This window comes from Mesorhizobium sp. LCM 4577 (assembly GCF_001854795.2).
Classification (GTDB): Bacteria; Pseudomonadota; Alphaproteobacteria; order Rhizobiales; family Rhizobiaceae; genus Mesorhizobium; species Mesorhizobium plurifarium.
In genome coordinates this window covers 187,582-203,002 of the sequence record NZ_MDDU01000001.1, presented here as the reverse complement: position 1 = coordinate 203,002, position 15,421 = coordinate 187,582, and the positions used below count along the sequence as shown (strand labels likewise).

16 protein-coding genes are annotated in these 15,421 nt (G+C 56.6%); 6 read left to right on the top strand and 10 right to left on the bottom strand.

What is annotated here, in order from left to right:
• Positions 1-198 precede the first annotated feature (198 nt).
• Positions 199-441: a hypothetical protein gene (locus tag LCM4577_RS01000; RefSeq protein WP_131803408.1), complete on the bottom strand. Its 243-nt coding sequence runs from the start codon at positions 439-441 to the stop codon at positions 199-201.
• Positions 442-757: 316 nt separating this feature from the next.
• Here LCM4577_RS01000 and LCM4577_RS00995 point away from each other — a divergent pair, with 316 nt between their 5' ends.
• Entirely contained in the window at positions 758-1,015 is a 258-nt protein-coding gene (locus LCM4577_RS00995) for a hypothetical protein (RefSeq protein ID WP_131803406.1), read from the top strand.
• Positions 1,016-1,047: 32 nt separating this feature from the next.
• Here the strand turns inward: LCM4577_RS00995 and LCM4577_RS00990 are convergent, their stop codons facing one another.
• Positions 1,048-3,960: a DNA methyltransferase gene (locus LCM4577_RS00990; protein WP_071069097.1), complete on the bottom strand. Its 2,913-nt coding sequence runs from the start codon at positions 3,958-3,960 to the stop codon at positions 1,048-1,050.
• A gap of 510 nt (positions 3,961-4,470) precedes the next feature.
• On the opposite strand from LCM4577_RS00990, the gene LCM4577_RS00985 reads away from it, so the two are divergent.
• Positions 4,471-5,508 (top strand): SIR2 family protein, encoded by a 1,038-nt coding sequence (locus tag LCM4577_RS00985; RefSeq protein ID WP_071069095.1) that lies wholly within the window; start codon positions 4,471-4,473, stop codon positions 5,506-5,508.
• The gene (locus LCM4577_RS00980) at positions 5,505-7,250 is read left to right on the top strand and encodes an ATP-binding protein (protein WP_071069094.1); all 1,746 of its coding nucleotides are present in this window, start codon (positions 5,505-5,507) and stop codon (positions 7,248-7,250) included. The genes LCM4577_RS00985 and LCM4577_RS00980 overlap by 4 nt, the downstream gene beginning before the upstream one ends.
• 41 nt (positions 7,251-7,291) lie before the next feature.
• Here the strand turns inward: LCM4577_RS00980 and LCM4577_RS00975 are convergent, their stop codons facing one another.
• On the bottom strand, positions 7,292-8,524 hold the full coding sequence (locus tag LCM4577_RS00975) for a hypothetical protein (RefSeq protein ID WP_131803404.1): 1,233 nt from the start codon (positions 8,522-8,524) through the stop codon (positions 7,292-7,294).
• Between the two features lie 143 nt (positions 8,525-8,667).
• Between LCM4577_RS00975 and LCM4577_RS00970 the strand changes: the two genes are divergently transcribed.
• Positions 8,668-9,315, top strand: coding sequence for a recombinase family protein (locus LCM4577_RS00970; protein WP_071069090.1), 648 nt, complete (start codon positions 8,668-8,670; stop codon positions 9,313-9,315).
• A gap of 45 nt (positions 9,316-9,360) precedes the next feature.
• On the opposite strand, the gene LCM4577_RS00965 is transcribed toward LCM4577_RS00970, so the two are convergent.
• The 7 genes from LCM4577_RS00965 to LCM4577_RS00935 form a co-directional block, all read right to left on the bottom strand.
• A complete protein-coding gene (locus LCM4577_RS00965) occupies positions 9,361-9,687 on the bottom strand; it encodes a hypothetical protein (RefSeq protein WP_131803402.1) in 327 nt (108 codons plus the stop codon).
• On the bottom strand, positions 9,669-10,460 hold the full coding sequence (locus tag LCM4577_RS00960; RefSeq protein ID WP_083354594.1) for a thermonuclease family protein: 792 nt from the start codon (positions 10,458-10,460) through the stop codon (positions 9,669-9,671). The genes LCM4577_RS00965 and LCM4577_RS00960 overlap by 19 nt, the downstream gene beginning before the upstream one ends.
• A gap of 2 nt (positions 10,461-10,462) precedes the next feature.
• Positions 10,463-10,858 carry a hypothetical protein gene (locus tag LCM4577_RS00955; protein WP_083354628.1) on the bottom strand — a complete coding sequence of 132 codons (396 nt, stop codon included), beginning with the start codon at positions 10,856-10,858 and terminating at the stop codon, positions 10,463-10,465.
• 91 nt (positions 10,859-10,949) lie between these two features.
• On the bottom strand, positions 10,950-11,231 hold the full coding sequence (locus LCM4577_RS00950) for a hypothetical protein (RefSeq protein WP_071069089.1): 282 nt from the start codon (positions 11,229-11,231) through the stop codon (positions 10,950-10,952).
• A gap of 250 nt (positions 11,232-11,481) precedes the next feature.
• Positions 11,482-11,805, bottom strand: coding sequence for a hypothetical protein (locus LCM4577_RS00945; protein WP_131803401.1), 324 nt, complete (start codon positions 11,803-11,805; stop codon positions 11,482-11,484).
• Between the two features lie 449 nt (positions 11,806-12,254).
• The gene (locus LCM4577_RS00940; protein WP_071069087.1) at positions 12,255-12,695 is read right to left on the bottom strand and encodes a MucR family transcriptional regulator; all 441 of its coding nucleotides are present in this window, start codon (positions 12,693-12,695) and stop codon (positions 12,255-12,257) included.
• Positions 12,696-12,775: 80 nt separating this feature from the next.
• Entirely contained in the window at positions 12,776-13,768 is a 993-nt protein-coding gene (locus tag LCM4577_RS00935) for a hypothetical protein (protein ID WP_131803399.1), read from the bottom strand.
• Positions 13,769-13,945: 177 nt separating this feature from the next.
• On the opposite strand from LCM4577_RS00935, the gene LCM4577_RS00930 reads away from it, so the two are divergent.
• Positions 13,946-15,007: a type I restriction enzyme HsdR N-terminal domain-containing protein gene (locus LCM4577_RS00930; protein ID WP_071069836.1), complete on the top strand. Its 1,062-nt coding sequence runs from the start codon at positions 13,946-13,948 to the stop codon at positions 15,005-15,007.
• Between the two features lie 100 nt (positions 15,008-15,107).
• Complete coding sequence (locus LCM4577_RS00925; protein WP_071069083.1) at positions 15,108-15,419, top strand: helix-turn-helix transcriptional regulator; 312 nt, start codon at positions 15,108-15,110, stop codon at positions 15,417-15,419.
• Positions 15,420-15,421 lie beyond the last annotated feature (2 nt).

Genomic DNA, 15,421 nt, shown 5'->3' with positions numbered 1-15,421 from the left:
CCGCCGGCAACCAGCAACTCCGTCGCGTTGGAGTTGTCAACTGAGAGAACCCGATGGGTCTCGATACAGGTCACACAAGGTCGTCCCGAAGGATTAATCAGGGTAACATGCAAGATGAGTTGCGGGCTATCGCCGACAGCAACACACAAATACGGTGCCGCTTTTTCTTTTACAAGGGCATTGTTGCTTTACGGAAGCTCATTCTGCGTTGAATTCCCGAATCACATTGGGCTGCGATACGAGAACGCCTACGGGCCAAGTCTCGATCTTGACTCTATGCCCGTCCAACGCGCGCCGTGCGGCCTCGCTTTCAGCTTCTGCTAGGACGGGATTGGCAAAAGAATGTCGCCAATCCTCATCGTTGCAAATGACGTAATAGAGCATCTGCGCACCACGCACGTTGAACCAATAGTCCGAATTTAGCACGGTGAACTGACGCAATCGTGTTGCCTACTGGCTCCGGGTGTTCAGGAAGTTCCCCGGCCTTGCTTGCCGTCGAACCTCATCGGCGACGACACCGCGCATACGATCAATTGATGTCGGGGTCTTGATCCAATGCCTGGATAGCCGGCCCACGCAGGCGCCGCACTGGCTTGGTACCGGACCTTGATACAATGATCACTGCCAAAACTGTCCGATAAGCTTCAATTGCCGGCAGGTCGATCGGGGTAAGGTTTATCATCTTGGACCACGTCGACAGGGCATACAGTTGGAACGATACTGTGCGCCAAATGGACACCTGGAGCTTGGAGAACCCATGCGAATATTACTGGCAGCAATGGCGGTTTCGGTGCTTTTCGCGGGACAGGCTTCTGCCACGGGCACGCTTGCGGAGAAGATTCGGGAAAATCCGACCTGCCAACAATTCAACGACGGATGCAGCATCTGCAAAATCAGCCAGGGCGTCGCGTCATGCTCCAGTCCCGCGATCGCCTGTATCAAAACCGAGTGGCTTTGCGCCGACGATCCTTCGAAAACTGGTCAATCCGAAGGTGGGCAGGTTACTCTTCAATGATCGGAACCAGCGCGGCCTAGCCGCCCCGGAAGTCACGGCAGGCTGATAAAATCGCTGCTCAGACGGGCGACTTTCCTTGAGATACCGGGCGGGATGCCAGGGCCGATTACCGCTTCGCCCGCGGCCTCGCGCTTCACCAATGTGCCATTCAGGTCGAGGAGGAAACCAAGTGGGTCTTCGGATTTCGTCATGCCGAAGGCTTTCCGGACGGCGTCATCAAGCTTCGTCAGACTGTCTTTCAGGGCTGACGCGCCGGGTAGGTCAAGGCTTCGGTAGAGTTCGCGCAGTGTAAGCTCATGACTGGCCTGCTGCTTCAGCCGGCATTCTCGTAACGCCTTGGCGGCCTGGGCGACGGCTTTGACGGTTGCCGTCGTCGGCTTCTGCGGCCAGGGGAAAGAGTCGAATACCGTATTCGAAGTATAGCGGGGGTCACTCTTCAAAGTAGAGCACCGGGCTACGAACCACCGCCAATGGATACTCGATTGCAAGATTCCGAACGAGTAATCGTCGTCGAGGGGAAAGGCGGTCAAAGAGTCATTAGGCCGTATGCGCGGATCGATGAACGCGAATATCGGGCGCTTGGTCACCCGGCCGCAAACGATATAGCGGTCCAAAGTTTCAATGTGTGACAGTAACTCACTACGGCGCCTAAACAGGCGCCACCAGTATTTTAGCGCGTTCTCATGATCCTTGGCCGTTTTGGCGTCTTCGTCGTCAGCAAGCGCTTCGTCGTTTCGCTCCTTCTCTTTCGCGGCCGCCTTCATGCGATCAGCCAGCACCCGGGTTTCGAGCAGCTTTGCCGCATGGCTGTATTTCTTCTGGACCTCTATCAGCTCCATTTCTTCGAAGTCGATCACGTAACGGGATGGCAAGCCGTCGAGTGTACCGATCAGATCGTCGGTTATTAGGAAAGGGTGGATGTATTTCGCGACACCGGTGTCACGCTTGGCGAGGTTTGCCGCCTCTGCTGCGCTCAGCAGGAATCCTTCATGTCCATGCGTCTGCCCCTGGTAGCAGGCTGTCGATGACGAGTTCGCCTTGATCGGTTGGGCGATGCTGACATCAAGCTCGAAGGATAGCGAAGGACCTATCTTGTCCAGAGCCTTCATCTCCCACGGGGAATCTAGCCTGTCGCCAACCTGCCGGAATATCGTCTTTTTACCCTTTAGCGGTCCCTTCAACCAATTGGCGATCGACACGTGAACGACAGCGTCGCCTGACCAGACCTGGGTTGAAACCGCCTCGACAATCGTGCCGCCATTATACACGACGTAGTCCAACCCCCCGATACGAGAGTAGTTCTGCCGTATAGTGTTGGTCCCCACAAGGCCCGCTCGCTGCCCTGGCTTGAGGTGATCGTGCGCTTTCCTGAACCAGTACACACAGTAGTCGGCGCGACCGGGAACGCCTGGGTAGGCACGGCGCACGCGGTTCACGTAAGCCCGCCCTAATTCGTCGATGATCTTGTTCTTTGACTGATACGGCGGGTTTCCGATGATTGCATCGACTTCCGGCCAATCACAGAAGAGCGCGTCGTCGCACACAACGTTGGCGTCGAGGTTGTCTAGGGGCAGGGCGTCGTCGCCGTGAAGCGACAACTCGATTTGGTCACGTTCCATGACCTCTATCGCCTCGTCCAGCGCGAGTTTCTTAGCCAGCATCAGAGTGACTTTCGCCAGCTCGACGCCGAAGGAGTCACGGTCAAGCCCATAGAATTGGCGCGGGCTGATTAGGGAGACAGTCTTCGCGTGTTCCGCGAAGCTCTTGTCGCTGACGGTCGCTTTGAGCTTGGTCATCAGCGCGATTTCGATGCGCACCAGTTCGCGATAGGCCACATAGAGAAAATTGCCGCTGCCGCAGGCGGGATCCAGAATCCTGAATTTCATGAGTTCGCCGCGCAGGGCGAGAAGGTCTTTCATGTTGCCGGCCGCTTCGATCTTTTCCTGCCACGGCCTTGTGATCGTCGGAATGACGATGCGCATTATGTCGGCTTCGGACGTAAAATGGGCGCCGTAAGCATGGCGTTCCTTGGCGTCCATGCTTTGCTGGAAGATTGTTCCGAAGATCGCTGGATTAACCTTCGACCAGTTTTTCCGTGCAGCCCCCTCGTCGCCCTTCTTATCGCTGGCGATCAACAGTAGCTCGTCGGGCGTCAGTTCGATCGGCTCCACGTTCTGGAAGACACCCCCGTTGAAATACGGTACGTCCTTAAAGCGGCCACCGGTAGCCGGCTTTGACGTGTTCATCTGGGTGAATAAGCCGCCGAACAAATCGTAGGAGCTTTGGCCTTTGTTCAGGCAGTCATCGGCGAGACGCAGCACCGTTCCCGCAGGTAGAAGGCCAATGTCTTCGCTGAACATCGCGACAACCAGCTGAAGGACGAAGCGCTGCGCCTTGCCGCGCTCAATGCCCCTTGCTACAAGCCGGTTGAACAATCCTGCGACTTTGTCCGCAGCCTCGCGTGAAACCTCCTCCAAGTCGTTTTTGAAGATTGGCGGCGGGCCGTCCGGAAACAGGAAATTAAGCGCGGTGTGCCGCAAGGCCAGGTCGGCGACTTTTACGATATCGACAGGTTCGTCGATCTGCTTGTCGAAATCGTATATCCAGAACTCATCGAAGTTGCACAGGACGACATATCGCGGCCGGTTCGGGACAGCGTGAATCCAGTATTCGAAGGCCTGCTTGTAGTGCGCGTATAGGTTCTCGCCGCGCTTCTTCATCTCAATCAGGACGCGGGGCTTCCAGACGAGATCGGCGAAGCTTCTGCCACCGCTGGAATTCTTCTTGATGCGGTACTCAAGCTCGGCCCCGGCTTCCTTATAGCCTTCGTGCCCGAAGCCTTGGAAAAGGCGGTCGCAGAATACCTGCGCCTCCCCCTTTTCGTCCCCTTTCAGAAGGGAAACGTATTTCTGAAAGGCCTCCAGTTTATCGGTCTTCGAAGTCAAAATTGCCCCCCAAATATTCCTCGTACTTATATCGCTTCAAGCGCGAGGCTATTAGTTGCGTCGTATCCAATCAGGACGATTCGATCCCCAACCCACAAGTACCCCAGGGAGCGCCGCACACATAGCGAAACCGTCGCCCCCATCCAGAGGCAGCCCTGCGTAGTCATACCCCGTGGCCGGGCTCACCGCTCCTGATAGAATCACCCGTCGTTAGGGGTGAACTACACTCGCCGGGCCGAGACGCTCATGACACCGGCTTGACGCCCCAGTACAGGCCAGCAGCCGCAGTTCGGCAATCCCTGCTTGGGGTAAGTGCAACGCCTCGACGGCTTTACCCCAGAAGCCTACCCCTTGGCCTGCCATCAGCGCGTGTTCTCGTATGCCCCCCAAAAAAAAGGTCACTGGCCCGCGCCAGACCAAGCTTGCGCTTACTTTTAACCTTGAATAGCGGAACTTCCACTCCCAAGTAGTGATGGGTTTATTTGGGATGGGAACGTAGTCGGGGGGCATTTGGAACTGGACGAGTTAAAATCGCTGCTTCAGCGCCATTTCACTGACGGGCTGGTAACTGTTGTGGGATCGGGCCTCTCGTGTGCAGAGGGCCTTCCAGGCATGGGTGCCTTAGCGGACCATCTTCAAGCGACGATCGAGGCTAGTCTCTTGGACGACGACAAGGCGTTGTGGGCGGACTTGTCGCCGATGATTGCAGCGAATGGTTTGGAGGCCGCTCTCATTGCTAAGCCTCCCAGCGCCACCCTGGAGGCTGCGATTGTCGCGAAAACGGCGGAGCTAATCGCACTTAGGGAGCGTGAGATTGTTACCGAAGTTTTTGATAGAACGCGGACGTTGCGATTTACGAGACTCCTGAAACATCTGCTGAAGCCTGCGACTGGTGTTCCGGTCATTACCACGAACTATGACCGGCTAATAGAGATCGCTTCTGAGGAGGCTGGTCTCGGCGTCGATACGCTCTTTGTCGGACAGTTTGCCGGCCATCTAAACGAGCAAGAAAGCCGGCTAAGCTTTTGTAGAGAAGTGACGCTTAAGGGTAAAAGCGTCCAGTATCGGTATCGGCAGCGAGTCAACGTTTTCAAACCGCATGGAAGCTTGGACTGGTACAGTCGCGAAGGAAAGCCAGTTAGCTATGCAGGCGATCTGCCACTGCCACGCCTGATCATAACGCCGGGATTAAACAAATTCCGTAATGGGTACGAGAGCCCATTTGACCGGCATCGAGAGCGCGCGAACGGTGCGATCGACAAAGCTAGTCGCTTTCTCGTCCTGGGCTATGGGTTCAACGATGATCATCTCGAGACCCATCTGACGCCTCGGATCAGAGGTGGCCTTCCCACACTCCTCCTCACCCATACCCTCTCGGATAACGCCCGGAAGCTGGCGCAAGACTGTGCCAACGTCATCGCTATCCAGCACGGGTCCGTTGCCGGCAAGGACGGCTCATCGGTCTTCGTCAACAAGACGAAGCACTTCATTCCGGATTTAGAACTGTGGGATCTCACTGCTTTTATTTCAGAGGTGCTCGAACCATGACGGAAGCCGCACTGCAGTTCTCTGACGACGACAAGGTCGGTCGCGTGGCGTCGGTCGACACCAGCCGGGTTGCGATCGATGTGACCAACTCTGTGCTCCTTACTCGGATCGGTATCGGTCAACTCGTGGCAATTCGAGGCGCAACCGAGCGGGAATATCTTATCGCGATAACGGAGCGCGTCACTCGAACTGTGCGAGATGAACTTCCGGACCTCGACGATGCAGGTGAAGATGGTGTGTTACTGGCTGCAGTACCGACAGATCTCATTCAAGCGGTGCTCATTGGCACGTTTCGTACCGTCGAAGGAGCAAAAACCAACACCTTTAAACGCGGGGCTGATAGCTTCCCTCAGATCGATCGTGACGCCTTCGTGATCGAAGGGGTGAACCTTCAACGATTTATGGGCATCCTTGGTGCGGGATTTTCAGAAGACGAGCGCTTGAAGCTTGGGACGTTTGTCGCGGATCGATCAGCGGACGCTATCGCGAGCGGCGACAAATTCTTTCAGCGCCATGCGGCCATTTTGGGTAGCACCGGGTCAGGCAAGAGTTGGGCTGTCGCTCTAATTCTGGAGCGAGCCGCCAAACTGAAATATCCGAACATCATCGTGTTCGATATGCATGGTGAGTACGCCCCATTGGCCGACAAGAAGGTGGGCGGATTTGCGCAGCAATTCCGCATCGCCGGACCTGGCGACCTGGAGAAACCCGGAGATGAGGTGCTTTTCCTCCCATATTGGCTGCTGAATCGCGATGAAATGCTGTCAATGATTCTGGACCGAAGCGACCAGAACGCGCCAAATCAAGCTTCTCGATTCACGTTGCACGTGAGAAACCTGAAGGGTGCAACGTTGGAGATGGAGAAGCGAGACGCAGTAAAAAAGACCTTCACAGTTGACTCGCCCATACCCTACGACGTGCGAAAGCTCGTAAAGCTCCTCGAAAACGACAACACTACGAAGGGCATGGGTAAGAATGGCCCCGTCAAAGGGGAGTGGGAGGACAAACTCACTCGTTTCCTGTCAAGGCTGGAAGCGAAGCTAGATGATAGACGATATGGGTTCATGTTCGCTCCACCCGCCGAGGCGATGTCATATGACTGGCTGGCAGACCAAGCGCTTAAACTCCTCACTTCCAACGGTGGGGCCGGTATCAAGGTAATTGATTTCTCCGAGGTCCCGGCGGACGTGCTTCCTGTTGTGACAGGAACTTTGGCTCGACTGCTATACGACGTTCAGTTCTGGATGAGTCCCAACAACCGCACGCCAGTCACGCTACTGTGTGATGAGGCTCATCTTTATCTGCCTGTCCGAGATGATGCGGATGCGGTGCAGCGGCAAGCGCTCGGTTCATTCGAACGGATTGCAAAAGAAGGTCGAAAATACGGCTTCTCGCTGCTCGTTGTCAGCCAGCGACCCTCGGATGTAAGCCGTACGATCCTTAGCCAGTGCAATAACTTCCTAGCTTTGCGATTGACGAACGAGACGGACCAAGGCGTGATAAAGCGGCTCATGCCTGATTCCCTGGCGGGATTAACCAGCATAATGCCACTTCTAGACACCGGCGAAGCCTTGCTGTTGGGCGATGCCGTGCTTCTGCCAACGCGCATTAAACTAGACGTGCCCAAGGTCACACCAGATAGCGCCACACGTGATTTCTGGAAAGAATGGGGTAGCGTGCAGCCGAAAGATGACGCCATCCGATCGGCAGTCGAATCCTTGCGCAGTCAGGCACGAATCTAAGTTCTTTGGCATGAAGGTCGAGAATCGACGCCGCGCGTGCGCTAGGTCTCGTCCGAACCCACACTCGGATACTTCGGCCGATACCGCTCCTGCGGCGTCTTCCAGGATCGGAAGAAATCAAGGGGATCCTGGGTTCCCAGGAAGTTGCGCGCAAGCCTCAACCGTTCCAGCACGGCACCTCGATCATCGCCAGGTAGTTCGTGTGCGCGCTGTTCCACGCCCGCAAGGAAGCGTTCAATGCTCATCACGTGTGACCATTGCTGGATGACCTTGCCCAGATGGTCTTGGCTGTCCTGAATTGACTGTTCGACGCGACGGCGATCCTCCTCTCGGCGTCGCCGTTCTTCAGCGGCCTCTCTTTCGATGCGTTCGATTTTGGCCTGTCGATCAGCCTCCTCCAGCTTGCCAACTAAATCGACCGCAGCCTCCTCAACTGACTGCACAATCGACTTTACCGATGGGCGAAGCGATTTCTGTTTTGTTTCCTGCCAGTCTGCAGACCAGGTAACCCGCCAATAGGGAGAGTATGCGATCAATCTCAACCTGCCAGTGGGCAGGGTCCTGGTAGTGGTCCACGTGTAGTCGCGAGAACGCATCGGCGGAACGTAATCGGCATCCCGAATGTATCTGCCATTGACGTAGCGCATCAGGACATCCTCTGACATCTCAACGACCGAAAGTCCGATGGCCATGCTGCCAATGTAGACGACCGTTGGTCGGTTAGGGGACCAGAGACGGCTATGGTAGTAGGGGTTCCGCTCCTTGCTGCGGACCTCGCGTTCGTCAGGAGTTTCCCCGCGCAAAGGCTCGTCCGGTGGGGCAATTACGACCCTATGTCCGACAGACTCGAAGGCATTGAACAGGTCATTGGCGAAGTCGAGTGCCTTATCGAGACAGGCCTTGGATGTTGTGACGTCTACCAGAAGCTTCTTGAACGGCCTTAGATAAGCTCCTTCGTCCACAGGCCTGCTGTTCTCAAAATGCTCTTTGACCCCACGGATCAGCCCATGAATCTTCGTCCTGGAAATGCGTACCGGGGTGTCCAATCGGCGCCGAGGCGGTAGCCGCGGCTTTGGTGGCACCTGAAGCTCGCCATCCTTCGACCAGGATGTCTGGTCTCCGGGTCGAGCTTCCGGCAATGGTGCTGGCTTGGGAGCCTTTCCAACGGCGAGCTTCGACCAATATCCTCGCTCAGGTCGAGGAACGTTCAGAGCTGTGCAGACACGAGCCAGATAGCTGCCCGAAACCTCGAATCGCTCGGCGACTTTCGTCATGGGCTCGGACCAGACCAGCTGGTACAGCACTTCTCTCGATATCACGTCAGCTTTCCTCCAGGGGACCAGGCGCCGTTGTCTCGGACCGCATTTAGGGAGGAGCCCTTAAAACATAAACCAGCGTTTATGTTTGACGGAGCCCCATGAAATACGTCGGCTATTATCGCGTTTCGACCAAAAAGCAGGCTCGATCCGGTCTCGGATTAGAGGCTCAGCAGCAGATGGTCCGGCAATTTGCCGGTGCTCATGGCGAGCTGGTCGGAGAATTTGTTGAGGTGGAATCAGGCAGAAACGATCGACGAATTGAACTTGCAAAAGCGATAAATGCCGCGAAAACGGCCGGAGCTTCCCTGCTAATCGCCCGTTTGGACCGCTTTTCGAGACGCGTAAGCTTCATTTCAGCGATGATGGAGAAGGGAGTCCGCCTTGTGATCGTCGAAATGCCGAATGCGACGGACTTTCAGTTGCACATCTTTGCCGCTCTCGCCCAGGAAGAACGTCGGCTGATTTCAGAACGAACCAAGGCTGCATTGGCACAAGCTAAGCGCAGGGGAGTTGTGCTTGGAAAGAACGGGCGCGTGCTGGCTATGGTAAATAGGGCGAGGGCAGCGAACTTTGCGAGCCAAATGCGAGGCCTCTTGCCTGAGAGCTGGGCGTCTATGTCTTACTCAGAACTGGCCCGCCACCTGAATGAGGCCGGTATCGTCACACCAGGCGGCAACAGGTATTTCCCACAATCTGTCAAGAACCTCGTCACGGCTCTCTCTTCAAGTCCGAACGATCTAACCTGATTGTCTCTCGAAGGTCGCGGCAGTTGCAGGATCGGTCTTGGCTTCTCAGCCTCCAACAGTGTCCATCAAAGTGAACATATCACCGCAGGCTTTGGGGTGACCTTTGGCGGCCATGTCTTTATCAAATTCGCGAAATCCATCAGTCATGTAGCGGCGTGCGAGTGCCTGTGTTGAATTGGGGCAATCCTTCTTCAACAGACCCAGTGTCTTTCTGATCGCATTAGATTCCGGGAAGTTGCAGATCAAAGAGGCTCTCATAAACAGTCCATACATTTTCCAGAGATTCGGACATTCCCCTTTTGGCGTGCCAGCAAGGCACTGCGAAGATGCCAAGCAACATGCCAAGGCACATTTCAGCACAGTCTTTCGCATGCCACCCCGTCTCCATCCCGATCTAGCTTCCCGCCCCAAGAGCAGTTTTGCAAATACCATTGGGCTTCGTCGCACGAACCGATTTGCGAGCAGTACCGCCGCGGCTCACATGAATAGCCGCCGCTCTGCACGACCAGCTTACGACCGATCATCCCCAGTGGCTGGCGCGACGGCGCCGCTCCATCGGGATGCGACGTGCGCCAATCCCACGGCGCGTCGAATTGGCCGACCCATAGACCGACCTTTGCTGCTTTTGCCTTGGCCTGCTGCGCAGCATAGGCACCATTGCTGTATCGGGGCCAATCCAGTGCCTGGCCATGCTCGACCATCCACGCCGCCACGCTGGTGCCGTCAGCTCGCCGGCAGTCGCCGACGAAGCGGTGATAGCGATCCCAAGTCACGAACGTACATTGCACCGGCCTCGATGCGGCAAGGAACTTGTCCAGCGCTTCAGCCGATCGCCGGCCACAGGGATATTCGAAACCCTTGGCGTCGTCGCAATATTGGCGACTCTCGGGTGCATCGGTGCCGTTGAAGCGGATACGCTGACCGTGCACCTCGATCGTATCGCCATCGATGACGGAGGCGACGCCGGTGATCGCATCCGGCTTGGTGCCGGCCAAGTTCTGCAGATTGATCTCGTGTAGATCGTCGGGGTGCTTCATCGCAGTCACTGCAGCAAGCGCGGCGGCCGCGACAACGGTGAAGAAGATCAGGCGTCGCGGCACCGCATTGCGTGGCCGGCGATGACGGGAACCCAATCGGAACACCATCGCTAGTCCGCCTCGTGTCCGGTTCGGCCGCCTGGTTTCGCTTCGGCGGCACGTCCACCGCAGGGCCGCCCCAAGCTATCAACCTGGGTGCGCAGATCGCACGGATGATTGCCTGAGTCTCCGCCTCCGCCGCCAGAGTTCGCACCGGATGCCTGAGCCGACGGTGCCCTTGGAATTCCGAGATATCGCATTGCGACACCAGCGCTGCGCTGCCCGTCCCCTTCGATGTGGGTGTTGTTACTGTTGGGGTTGAAAGGATCGACCGTCTGCAAAAGGCGGTTCGCATTGTTGGCATCGCCCGACGCCAACATCATGGTGTCATAGTTGTTGAGATAGTCAGCGGCGCAGCCGGATATTGCCAGCGACGCCGAAAGGCAAAATACAATTCGCCTGTACATTGTCCCCACTCCCCAAGGGGAAAATGACACGGCCGGCTTTATTTTGCAAACGCGCTAATGTGCGGATGGATTCAGCAAGGAAGCGGTTTGTCTACGCTTGGAGCAACGCGCCCCCGTATTGCGCCCACAGGCGGTCGCAGTCCCGTTTCCGGAGGCTTGGTGTGCCTGGCGGCCCGTAGAGAACCATGGCGCCGCGAACGTCGTAGCCAAGCACCGAAGCGTTGGCAACGAACTGGATAGCGCGCCCCAAGCTGATGGCGCCGATTCGGCTTTCGATTTTGCTGGTGAGATCGATCACGCCGAAGATTTCCGCGTCCGCGTCTCTACCAGCCAAAACGGCGGTTGAGATCGCATCGTCCAGAGCCAGAAGCATGGGCAGAATCCCCGGTAGCGCTTCCTAACTTTGGCGTGTGGAATTGGTTCCACGTCCCGGTCGGATTCGTTCCAGGGGAATGAATTGGCGAGCCTCGTCGGCTTCTGACCGGGTTTTTTCTTGGAACAAGTCCGTAAGGAGCAGGTTCGGTCGCCGCGACGCATTCCCCTCCCAAAACCCCAGTACGCGTCGTGTCGGGTTTGGCATTTTCCCCGACGGGAGCCCGCATCGATCCCCGCGGTGCGGGCTCCTATTGCCGTCCAGATGCAGTCATCTTATCGAGACCAAGCCGCATCACATTGCTTTCGGCGAAGTTGAAGGCTGACAAGCGATCCCTGAATGTGCGAGCCACCGTGCCCACGCCGTACTCGCTTACGGTGACGCGCCAACCGCGCTCCGTCCATTCCATAGCCACTGCATTTTTCGTCAGGTATGGGCTCAATCGATAGGGATCGACCAGTTGCTCGGTCTCTCGCAACTTCTTGATGGAGAGCTGGATGGTAACGTGGGCCTGAGCAATCAGTTTCGCGTGGTACCAGCATTGGTACGTGCGTGGGTACAGGAGTTCGGACATACTCGGACCCCCTTGCGGTGCAGTCGCCGCCCTAAGCCAATGGTTAACGGATATGGCAACCATGCGTCTTTCCGCGCCTGAATGCGAGACGGAAAACACAGTCCGTCGCCGGAAGGGAACGGCGACGGACTGGCGCAACGAGACAACCAGAGCGGAGATGACCGCAGGCCCCCTAACCGCCCATATGGGCCTTTGTTCCGACGAGCCCGGCAGGCGGAAATCAAGGCTCCTCAGGAGTGTTTCGCAACCGGACCCAACAAGACCCTCCAAGCGATCGAAGCGGGCAGTTCGGAAAACCTTGACTGGACGCTGGCCGCCTACTCAGAAGGGGAGGCAGTCGGCAACGGCACGTCCCTGAGTGTCTTTGAGCGTCAGCCAGGCGGAGGCTGGTTGATCAGGATGTGCAGTCTCAACAGTACTGACGCCGCCGGGTGATGCCCCCTCCCAAATTAGCCGCCCTTGCGCTTCACACTGGCCTTCTTGACCGGCTTAGCCGCCGTCTTCCGCCCAAGCCCGCTCGCCTTTGCCAATGCGGATCGCTGAGCAGCGTAGTTTGGAGCCACCATTGGATAGTCGCGAGCCAAGCCCCACTTCTCACGGTACTGTTCGGGCGTCAGATTGTAGTGGGTCGTCAGGTGGCGCTTCAGCGATTTGAACTTCTTCCCCTCCTCGAGGCAGATGATGTAGTCGGGGAAGACCGACCGCTTCGGATTGACTGCGGGCGTAAGGGCCACCTTCTCCGGCTCAGCAGGCTGGCCAATTTTCGAAAGAGACGAATTCACGCTCTGGATCAGGTCCGGTAGTGAGGCAACCGGCACCGCGTTGTTGCCGACGTAGGCAGACACGATCTCTGCGGTTAACTCGATCAAATTCAAGGTGTCGTCGGCCAAGGCGTTCTCCTTCGAAGCAATCGGACCTTCGTAGCTTTTGGCGAAAAGCTAATCAACAGTGGACGCAATGGCCGTTGTGCCTACCGCGAGCAGATCCACTCTAGCATCCCGGCGCCGCTCTTGCCGACGAAGACATTCGGGACGCCGGTCAGCACTTCCGCAATTCGGTTGATCGTGGCTTCCGCTACGCGGGCATTTCGTAGACCTGAACGTTCGGCCAAAACCCAACCTGCTGGCCCACATCTGCAGAACGAGAGGAGCGTCGGGTGATCACCGTCCCAGCGATAAAAATAGCGCTGGCCGGCAAGGACGGACGTCAGCGCATAGGCTAGTTCCTCTCCGCCTTTCAGGCAGTTGCCAAATTGCTTTCCTGTTTTCCGCAGCTCCTCAGCCGTGAGTATCGGGATCAATCCGCCGATTTGCCCAAACGGTGGCGCAGGAAATGGGGCCAAACCGAACAAATTCGCCAGGATAGCTGCCGGTTGACGACCCTCAACAACACACCGGACGAGTTGCCGTTCGTCGTACATGGTTGCCAATCTTGAGATCACCCATAGCAGCTCGACCATTACCGGGGCGGGGATGCTGCGCTTCAGTAGCGCCCGAACGACGCGGTTCGACGCCGAAAAAGCGGTAGCTGACGCGAGCGAGACAAGGACCTCATCGTCGATTTTCGCCGACTGATACATGTGATTTGCCAGTGATCCACCTGCCGAAAGCACTTGGTGGAGTGCGAAGTAAGCATGTTTTTGCCTCGCAAACGGTCCGAATTTGCCGAGTGCCGAGACCATTCCAGCAGGGCAGGAGCCGAATGCATCCGCCAGAATCTGTCGGGACTTGGTGAAGGTGAGATGCCGGTACGTTTCGGCTGCATCCCGAATGGCGGCGCCGTGAACGGCTAGCCAAGCATGCCAGGTATGCCGCCGACTGTCAGAGGCGAGGAGGTATTCGCAAACGCGATCCTTCGRCCAAATTGACTGAATTTGCATGCTGTCTTGGCGCGCCACCAAGTCGACGATCGAGTTCACCGACCGCTTGCGGCTGAGCTGCGGGTCGATTCGACTGTGATGCATAGTGGCTACCCCCTGATAGCCCGGCTTCGTCAGAAAAATCGCCTTAGACAACCGCTGCCGATGGGGACGGGTGAATCACGCAGGGCGTAAAACCAACTGTGGGGTGCAACACGAACGCGTAGCTCCCGTAACAGCTTAGTCTTAAGTTGGGTGGGACGACTCATTTTGGGAATGCCGATGGAAGCCGTGCCGCAAGGAAGCATTTTCGCAGAGCACGATATCGCCACGATGAATGAAGACGACGTAGCAGGCGAACTTGTTCGTCCGCTTTGTCGGGCATTAGGATATCGGCAAGGTAGCGAAGTCGCAAATTTGCGAAGCCAGATTCCACTACAGTATGATCGGGTCTTTCTGGGTCACAAAGATACGAAGAAAGATCCGCTGCTGCGAGGGCGGCCCGACTTTATATGTGAAGTCGTTTCCTATGCTCGCTGGGTTGTTGAGGCTAAGCGTCCGTCTGTTGCTCTTTCGCTTGAGGATAGTCAGCAAGCCCACACCTACGCTACGCATCCAGAAATCGCCGCTGAGTTCTACATGCTGACGAACGGCCGAGAGTTCCGGGTATATCGAGTGGGAAAACCAGATACGCCGGTGGTCAAATGGCTGAAGGAAGAAACCGATCAGTTGCTGCCCATGCTGCGCAATCTATTGGGCCCAGATGCGATGAAAAAGAAGGCAAACGTTGAGATTGACCTCGGGAAACCGCTAGCACACGGCATGGGGTCAAGTGCGGTGATTTTAGGTGGCGAGGTGATCTACGAAAAGAACGTCGCCACCATCCCCTTGAACATAAACATGGACGGCCTGCGAAATGCTGTCGTTGGAGACAGGGTTTTTCGTAGGGAAGATGGGCTAATTTCTGCCGAGGTGGAGGTAAGGTCCGCTTTTGCCGCGATGGATGACCTTCACAAAGCGATGGGATTCTCACCATTGGTGTTCAACACGTCTGAGGAGTTCATATCCTCCGACGTCGAGAATCCGACCCTAATGCAGAACTTATTGAATGTTAGCTTCAAGGCCGGGACGACGTTTCCCAAAACGCTCTTAAGTCCGGCAGGGGTGATGCCCTTTGATGTGACAACTTTATGCTACACCGAAGCCCTCGGTTTTATCGATGGCAATCACTTTCGCGGCACGTTTGCGATTGACTACGACTATCAATTTCCAGCGGGCATCCCGGGTTTGCCCGCAAAGGTCGCGATGAGAAGTGAAGGCACTTTCGACATCAAATTTGCTTAACCGCCCGGGGAGCTAGCCGATGCGGGAAAGGAATGCCGTTGCCGATAAACGCTAGCCTGAGGATAGCGCCGCCCATCGGATGAACTGATGGAGAACGGCAATGGACGCTCGTGTCATCAAGGCGTTGGCTTGTGAAAGCAGGCTGAAGATCCTCGACTTTCTCAACTGGCCCGAGCTGTATTTTCCCGATGTTCCCGACGCACGACAGACCGGCCTAACCAACAAGCTGATCTGCGGGCGTCTCGGCCTCACGCAGGAGTCAGTCAGCCTGCACATGCGGTGGCTGACACAGGCCAAGTTGGTTTCGGCGACGAGGGTTGGAATCCGAGTGTTCTACAAGCGCGACGAGCGAGGCATTGACGAGGCAGTCACCAGCCTTTGCGAACTTCTGCAAAGCGCAAGCCGTCGGTAGGT

What these genes read in the sequence shown, in the direction of transcription:
- LCM4577_RS00970 (WP_071069090.1), top strand. Translation starts at nt 8,668, where the DNA reads ATGAAATACGTCGGCTATTATCGCGTTTCGACCAAAAAGCAGGCTCGA.
- LCM4577_RS00975 (WP_131803404.1), bottom strand. Translation starts at nt 8,524, where the DNA reads ATGACGAAAGTCGCCGAGCGATTCGAGGTTTCGGGCAGCTATCTGGCT.
- LCM4577_RS00980 (WP_071069094.1), top strand. Translation starts at nt 5,505, where the DNA reads ATGACGGAAGCCGCACTGCAGTTCTCTGACGACGACAAGGTCGGTCGC.
- LCM4577_RS00960 (WP_083354594.1), bottom strand. Translation starts at nt 10,460, where the DNA reads ATGGTGTTCCGATTGGGTTCCCGTCATCGCCGGCCACGCAATGCGGTG.
- LCM4577_RS00945 (WP_131803401.1), bottom strand. Translation starts at nt 11,805, where the DNA reads ATGTCCGAACTCCTGTACCCACGCACGTACCAATGCTGGTACCACGCG.
- LCM4577_RS00955 (WP_083354628.1), bottom strand. Translation starts at nt 10,858, where the DNA reads ATGTACAGGCGAATTGTATTTTGCCTTTCGGCGTCGCTGGCAATATCC.
- LCM4577_RS00950 (WP_071069089.1), bottom strand. Translation starts at nt 11,231, where the DNA reads ATGCTTCTGGCTCTGGACGATGCGATCTCAACCGCCGTTTTGGCTGGT.
- LCM4577_RS00995 (WP_131803406.1), top strand. Translation starts at nt 758, where the DNA reads ATGCGAATATTACTGGCAGCAATGGCGGTTTCGGTGCTTTTCGCGGGA.
- LCM4577_RS00930 (WP_071069836.1), top strand. Translation starts at nt 13,946, where the DNA reads ATGGAAGCCGTGCCGCAAGGAAGCATTTTCGCAGAGCACGATATCGCC.
- LCM4577_RS00925 (WP_071069083.1), top strand. Translation starts at nt 15,108, where the DNA reads ATGGACGCTCGTGTCATCAAGGCGTTGGCTTGTGAAAGCAGGCTGAAG.
- LCM4577_RS00965 (WP_131803402.1), bottom strand. Translation starts at nt 9,687, where the DNA reads ATGCGAAAGACTGTGCTGAAATGTGCCTTGGCATGTTGCTTGGCATCT.